Source organism: Luteibacter sp. (assembly GCF_051958795.1).
Taxonomy (GTDB): domain Bacteria; phylum Pseudomonadota; class Gammaproteobacteria; order Xanthomonadales; family Rhodanobacteraceae; genus Luteibacter.
The window spans coordinates 1-6,286 of sequence record NZ_JBQCFT010000088.1; the positions used below are offsets into that span (position 1 = coordinate 1).

The 6,286-nt window shown below is 66.0% G+C and carries 8 protein-coding genes; all 8 read right to left on the reverse strand.

Going from position 1 to position 6,286, the window contains the following annotated elements; genetic code table 11:
• The coding region (locus ACTHLF_RS04710) for a PTS sugar transporter subunit IIA (RefSeq protein WP_440325301.1) at window positions 1-210 on the reverse strand (210 nt) is incomplete at its 3' end.
• A 37-nt stretch (window positions 211-247) separates the two neighbouring features.
• Window positions 248-1,147, reverse strand: coding sequence for an RNase adapter RapZ (gene rapZ, locus ACTHLF_RS04715; RefSeq protein WP_440325303.1), 900 nt, complete (start codon window positions 1,145-1,147; stop codon window positions 248-250).
• Window positions 1,148-1,152: 5 nt separating this feature from the next.
• Window positions 1,153-2,103, reverse strand: coding sequence for an HPr(Ser) kinase/phosphatase (hprK, locus tag ACTHLF_RS04720; protein WP_440325305.1), 951 nt, complete (start codon window positions 2,101-2,103; stop codon window positions 1,153-1,155).
• Window positions 2,104-2,184: 81 nt separating this feature from the next.
• Complete coding sequence (hpf, locus tag ACTHLF_RS04725; protein WP_440325307.1) at window positions 2,185-2,532, reverse strand: ribosome hibernation-promoting factor, HPF/YfiA family; 348 nt, start codon at window positions 2,530-2,532, stop codon at window positions 2,185-2,187.
• Window positions 2,533-2,650: 118 nt separating this feature from the next.
• Complete coding sequence (locus ACTHLF_RS04730) at window positions 2,651-4,132, reverse strand: RNA polymerase factor sigma-54 (RefSeq protein WP_440325308.1); 1,482 nt, start codon at window positions 4,130-4,132, stop codon at window positions 2,651-2,653.
• Between the two features lie 175 nt (window positions 4,133-4,307).
• Window positions 4,308-5,027 carry an LPS export ABC transporter ATP-binding protein gene (gene lptB / locus ACTHLF_RS04735; protein WP_440325310.1) on the reverse strand — a complete coding sequence of 240 codons (720 nt, stop codon included), beginning with the start codon at window positions 5,025-5,027 and terminating at the stop codon, window positions 4,308-4,310.
• 4 nt (window positions 5,028-5,031) lie between these two features.
• Window positions 5,032-5,517 carry a lipopolysaccharide transport periplasmic protein LptA gene (gene lptA / locus ACTHLF_RS04740; protein WP_440325312.1) on the reverse strand — a complete coding sequence of 162 codons (486 nt, stop codon included), beginning with the start codon at window positions 5,515-5,517 and terminating at the stop codon, window positions 5,032-5,034.
• Between the two features lie 52 nt (window positions 5,518-5,569).
• A complete protein-coding gene (lptC, locus tag ACTHLF_RS04745) occupies window positions 5,570-6,169 on the reverse strand; it encodes an LPS export ABC transporter periplasmic protein LptC (RefSeq protein ID WP_440325314.1) in 600 nt (199 codons plus the stop codon).
• Window positions 6,170-6,286: the final 117 nt, after the last annotated feature.

Here is a 6,286-nt window from a genome sequence, read left to right on the forward strand (position 1 = left end):
GTAGAGGTCGGCCAGCACCAGCACGCCATCGCCCGTATCGAGCTCGCGGGCATGCTTCGCAGTGAGCGAGCGCATGATGTCCGGGTCGGCGCCGGGCGGCACCTCCACGGCATCCACCGTGAGCGGCAGCTTGGGCATCACATGGCGCGCGGCAGAGACCAGGGCCTGGCCCACGGCTTCGTGCGTCATCAGGAGCACGCCGACGCTCATGGCAGGTACTCCGGCTGGCAGGGAAAGCTAAAGGTGCTCATTCGAGCTCACGATGGAAAGTCAGTACGTTGCCGCGTCCCTCGCGGAAATGCCGGGCAAGGCGCTCCACGAGATACACCGAGCGGTGGCGACCGCCGGTGCAGCCGATGGAGACCGTGACGTAGCTGCGGTCCTCGCCTTCGAAGCGCGGTAGCCAGGTATCCAGCCAGCGCGCCACGTCGGCATAGTATTCGCCCACGATGGGCTGCGCGTCGAGGTATTCGCGCACCGGCTGGTCCTTGCCCGAGAACGGCCGCAGGCGCGGGTCCCAGTGCGGGTTGGGCAGGCAGCGTGCATCGAAGACGAAATCCGCGTCGGACGGCAGGCCGCGGCGGTAAGCGAACGATTCGAACAGCAGCGTCGTGCCATCGCTGGCCGCGGCGTAGCCGGTCGCGAACAGGCGGCGCAGCTGGTGGACATTGAGCTCGGAGGTATCGATGACCTTCTCGGCGATCGAGACCAGCGGGCGCAGCAGGCGGCGCTCTTCCGCGATGGAATCGGCGAGGGAAAGGCGCTCGGCGGCCAGCGGGTGGCGGCGGCGCGTCTCCGAATAGCGCTTGATCAGGACGTCGTCGCGGCTGTCCAGGAAGATCAGGTGTACGTGGACGCCAGCGCTCGAGAGCTCCGACAGCACGTGCGGCATGCGCTCGAGGTCGGAGCGACGGTTGCGTACGTCCACGCCCACGGCGATGCGGCGGCGCGGGCCGTGCTCGCCCTGGCTGACGGCGGCGACCAGCTGCGGGATGAGTTCCGCCGGCAGGTTGTCGACGCAGTAGAACTCCAGGTCTTCCAGAGCGCGGAGGGCGACGGTCTTGCCGCCACCGGACATGCCGGTAAGCACCACCAGGTGGATGGCACCGGCTTCGATGATGGGGCCTTTGAGGAGCTCTTCGTTCACCGGGGTCACCACGGGGAGAACCGGCGCATCTGGTGCGCCTGGCGGTCGATGAAGGTCTGGGCGGGATCGATGCCCTTGCTCTTCAGTACATGGTTGCGCACGGCCGCCTCCACAAGCACCGCCAGGTTGCGGCCCGGGGCGACGGGTATGGTGATCTTGGGTACGTCGACGTCCAGCACGTTGCGCCTGCTGACATCGCCGGTGAGGCGGGTCATCGCGTCGGTCTCCTCGCCATCCTTCATCGGCTTCAGGTGGATCACCAGGCGAAGGTACTTCGACGGCTTGACCGCCGTGTGGCCGAACATCTCGCGGATGTTGAGGACGCCCAGGCCGCGGACCTCGAGCAGGTCCTGGAGCAGCTCCGGGCAGGCGCCATCGATGACATCCGGGGCGATCAGGGTGAATTCCGTGGCGTCATCGGCGACCAGGCGGTGGCCGCGGCTGATGAGTTCCAGGGCCAGCTCGCTCTTGCCCGAGCCGGGGTCGCCGGTGATCAGGACACCGATCGAGAACACCTCGAGGAACACGCCGTGCAGGGTGACCCGCGGGGCCAGCGTGCGCGCCAGGTGGTATTGCAGGTAGGTGAGCAGCTCGTGGCCGCGCTTGGTGCTCTGCCAGAGCGGGGTGTCGGTTTCCTCGGCCACCTCGCGAAGGTCCGGCGGGATCGCCTGGTCCTTGGTGACGATGAGCGCGGCCGGCTGGTACGCCGCGATCTTGTGGATCGCCTCCCAGCGCTGGCGGGAATCCAGCCCGTCGAGGTAGTTCAGCTCCTCGGTACCGATGATCTGCACCTTGTTGGGGTAGATCACGTTCAGGTAGCCGACCAGCGAGGGGCGGCGGCTGAGCTTGGCGTTCGGCTCCAGGACACGGGCTTCGCCGCGCATGCCCGCGATCCAGCGCAGGGCCATGCGTTCATGGACGCCGTCGAAGAGTTGTCTGGCGGTGAGCCGATCCACGCGGGGGTTCCTGTCAAAAAGAAAGCCGGTACGCAGGGGTACCGGCTTGCTTATATTGTGCCACAGGCCCGCTCGGGGGCTTTACGTGGCGGCGCGGGCCTCGCGGACCTCGCTGTTGTGGTGGTCCTTAAGCTTTTCCTTATGCTTTTTCAGCTGATCGGCGAGTTTGGCGATCATGGCGTCAATGGCCTTGTACATGCCATCGCCGATCGTGCCGTCTTCCTGGCGGATGATGCCCTCGGCGTGGAGCCGGGTGCCCGAACAGTGGAGCGTTCCGCCCACCTTGTGTTCAGCCTTATCCACGGATAGCACGACATCTAACGCGGTGATGTTGTCGAAAAGGCGTTCGAAGCGGCCGATTTGCTGTTCCACGCGCTCGCGCAGGGCAGGGGTGATCTGGATGTGCTGGCCGCTGATCTGGATTTGCATGACGCCTCCTTCTTGCTGAGGGTGCCGCCGCTGGGGCGGCGAGAGGGGAGTGGCGGGTGCCGCTCCTGAACCTGTCGACTATGGGACCGTGATCCTCCGAGGGGGTTCCGCGCCGCGCTTAACTTGCGCGAACGCGTTCACTGGAACTGGGGATGCGCATCGCTTCACGGTACTTGGCCACCGTACGGCGTGCGACCTGAATACCGCGTCGATGGAATTCCTCCGCGAGGGCCTGGTCGGACAGCGGGCGACGCGGGTCTTCCGCCGTGATCAGCTTGCGCAGCATGGCCTGGATAGCCGTTGCGGACGCGCTGCCGCCGTCTTCCGTGGCCACGCCGCTCGAAAAGAAATGTTTCAGCTCGAAGGTACCGCGCGGCGTGTGCATGTACTTGCGCGTGGTCACCCTGGAAATGGTCGATTCGTGCATGCCCACCTCCTCGGCCACCTCGCGCAGCACCAGCGGGTGCATGGCCTCGGGGCCGTAGTCGAGAAAGGCGCTCTGCCGGCGGACGATCACCTCGGCGACCTTGGTCAGCGTCTCGGCACGCGATTGCAGGCTCTTCAGCAGCCAGCGGGCCTCCTGGAGCTGGCCTTTCATCCAGGTGGCGTCATCGCCGCGGGCACGGGCGATCAGGTTGCAGTAATGCTGGTTAAGGCCCAGCCGGGGCTGGGCGTCCGGGTTCAGGCTGACCCGCCAGCGGCCGTTCTCGCGGCGCGCGTAGACATCCGGTGCCACATATTCGACCGGCGTGGCGTCGAGCGCGGCTCCGGGCCGGGGATCCAGGCTGCGGATGAGCGAGGCGGCGACGGCGACATCGGCCTCGGCGGCCTTGAGGCGCCGGGCGATCTTGCCGGTATCGTTGCGCGCCAGCAGCTCGATCTCGTCGGTGACGATCCGGATGGCGAGGTTGCGCTGGGGTGTTTCTTCGGAGAACTGGCTGAGCTGGCAGAGCAGGCAGTCGCGCAGGTCCAGGCTGGCGATGCCGGTCGGATCGAAGCGCTGGATGCGCTTGCGCACCGCTTCGATCTCGTCGAGCTCGCAGTGGAATTCGCGCAGGGCCGTCTGGACCGCCTCGCAGCCATCACGCAGGTAGCCGTCTTCGTCCAGCGCATGGATGATCGCCGTGGCGATGGCGTGGTCGCGCTGGGTGAACTGGGAGAGGTTGAGCTGCCATTCGAGGTGTTGCTGGAGGCTTTCCGGTGCCGCGTTCTGCGGCTCGAAGCCTTCTTCGTCGCCGCCACCATTACGTGACGGGGCGCCCGCGTAGTCGCCGGCCTCGCCCTGGAAACGGTCGTCGTCCCAGTCCGGCGTAAGTTCGTCGGAGGGCGATGCGGTGGATTCTTCCTCGCGGGTCGCCTTGGCGGGCTGCTCGTCACGGGCCCGGTACTCCATGGCCTCGTCGAAGCTGGCGCTTTCTTCCGGCGCGTCGGCTTCCGCCTCGGCGTCTTCGGCGAACTCGAGCAGCGGGTTGCTTTCCGCGATCTGGCGGAGTTCGGCCTCGAGCTCCAGCTGCGACAACTGAAGCAGGCGGATGGCCTGCTGGAGCTGTGGCGTCAGCGTGAGCTGCTGATGCAGGCGAAACTGAAGTCCGGGTTTCATTACCTTCGCAAGATCGGGTTACCGAGCCATCCTAACCCCTCGCGGGCCTGCGAAACCAGCGCCCCGGATGCCTATGCCGCCCGGCCGATTCTGCGTAGTCGTGGGAGCGCGCTTGCGCGCGATGGGGGCTTCGGGATCCCCCATCGCGCGCAAGCTCGCTCCCACAAAGGCGAAATCAGATCCGGAATTCACGGCCCAGATACACCTCGCGGACCTTTTCGTCGGCCAGGATGTGCTGCGGGGTGCCCTTGGAGAACACCTCGCCGTCGTTGAGGATGTACGCGCGGTCGCAGATGCCCAGGGTTTCACGGACGTTGTGGTCGGTGATGAGCACGCCGATGCCGCGTTCCTTCAGGTGGCGGACGATGCGCTGGATTTCACCCACCGAGATCGGGTCGACGCCGGCGAACGGCTCATCCAGCAGCATGTAACGCGGGCGGGCGGCGAGGGCGCGGGCGATCTCGACGCGGCGGCGTTCGCCACCGGAAAGGCTGATGCCCTTCTGTTCGGCGATGTGCGAGATCTTCAGCTCGTCGAGCAGGCTCTCGAGTTCGTCCTCGCGCTGCTTCTGGGTCATGTTGTCGCGCAGTTCCAGCACGGCCAGGATATTGTCGGCCACGCTGAGGCGTCGGAACACCGAGGCTTCCTGCGGCAGGTAGCCGATGCCGAGCTTGGCGCGCGCGTGCATTGGCAGGCCGGTGATGTCCTGCTGGTCCAGCTTGATCTGGCCTGCGTCGGCCTGGATCAGGCCGACCACCATGTAGAAGCAGGTGGTCTTGCCGGCGCCGTTGGGGCCGAGCAGGCCCACCACTTCACCTTCGCGGATGGAAAAGGCGAAATCGCGTACCACCTGGCGGGCGCGGAACCGCTTCTGCAGGCCTTGGGCTGAAAGCATCGTGTCAGGGCTTCTTCGTGTTGTCCGCCGGCTTGGCCGCGGGGGCGGCGCCTGGCTGGGTCTTCGGCTGGAAGGTCATGTGGATGGTGGACGTGCCGTTGCTCTCGCCCTTCATCGTGCTGTCTTCCGTGTTGTACGTCAGCTTGTCGCCATCCGACGTGCCCTTGTTGGGCTGGTCGACGTGGGCGTTGCCGGTAAGGATCGCGACGCTGGTCTCGTTGTCGTAGTCGATGTTGCTGGCGCGGCCGTGCATCCAGTTGCCCACTTCGTCCTGCTGCTGGACCGTCGCGGGTTTGCCATCGATCACGGCACGCTTCACCGAGTTATCGTCGTTGAGGTAAACCGTGGCCTTGTCGCCCGTAATCTTCAGCGTGCCCTGCGTGATCACGACCTTGTTGGTATAGATCACGATGCCCTGCGGCTGCTGCGAGCCATCGAACGTCTTGGCATCGACATGGACCTGCTCATTCCGGTCCGATTTCTTAGCCATGACGGGCGTGGCGAGCGCAAGGAGCGCCACCCCGCAAGCCGCGAACAATGCCTTAGCGCTTGCGTGGCTGGTACGTGGTGTGGACTGCATCGAGGAGCTCCAGGTGCTTGGTGTCGAGGTTGGCACGCATGCCGATGCCGTTCATTGTAGAGCTTCCCTGAACGATACGCGCCGCTTCGGCCGTTTCCAGCCGGTTCTCCTTGGGCCATGCGGTGACCTCAGAGGTATCGATGCTGGCCGGCGGGCTGGTGGCGAACGCCACTCGGTCCATGTGGACCAGGCCCTGGAGCTTGAGCATCGTGCCGTCCTTGTTCACCCAGCCGTACTGGGAGTGGCCGGTCCACGGCGGCGCGGTCGTGTCCTTGGTCGGGGGCAGCACGAAATTCGGCGCATTGATGTACAGCGATTCATCGCCTTCGCGGCGCTCCAGGTGGGGCGCGATGAGCTTGAAGGCGGGCTTGCCTTCCTCGTTGTACGAATCGAGGTCGAAGTTGGTCAGCACATAGCCCGAGCGCGGCGGACCCACGAAGTCTTCGACCTTCTTCGCCGGGGCCACCCAGTAGTAGAGCAGCACGCTGGCACCCAGGACGACGGCGAGGATGGCCGAGGTGCCGGTGGCGCTGCGGTCCTTGAACAGGTTGAAGACGCTCACAGCCAGCGGTCCCGCTCGGCTTCGGCCTTGCCCTGCGCGGCCAGGATCATGTCGGCCACTTCGCGGGCGGCGCCGTAGCCGCCGGTCAGGCGGGTGCGCCAGTGGGCGCGTTCGGCG

Bases quoted from the DNA above. Each gene is read 5' to 3' on its own strand.
- hpf (WP_440325307.1), bottom strand. From the start codon at position 2,532: ATGCAAATCCAGATCAGCGGCCAGCACATCCAGATCACCCCTGCCCTG.
- ACTHLF_RS04730 (WP_440325308.1), bottom strand. From the start codon at position 4,132: ATGAAACCCGGACTTCAGTTTCGCCTGCATCAGCAGCTCACGCTGACG.
- lptB (WP_440325310.1), bottom strand. From the start codon at position 5,027: ATGCTTTCAGCCCAAGGCCTGCAGAAGCGGTTCCGCGCCCGCCAGGTG.
- lptA (WP_440325312.1), bottom strand. From the start codon at position 5,517: ATGGCTAAGAAATCGGACCGGAATGAGCAGGTCCATGTCGATGCCAAG.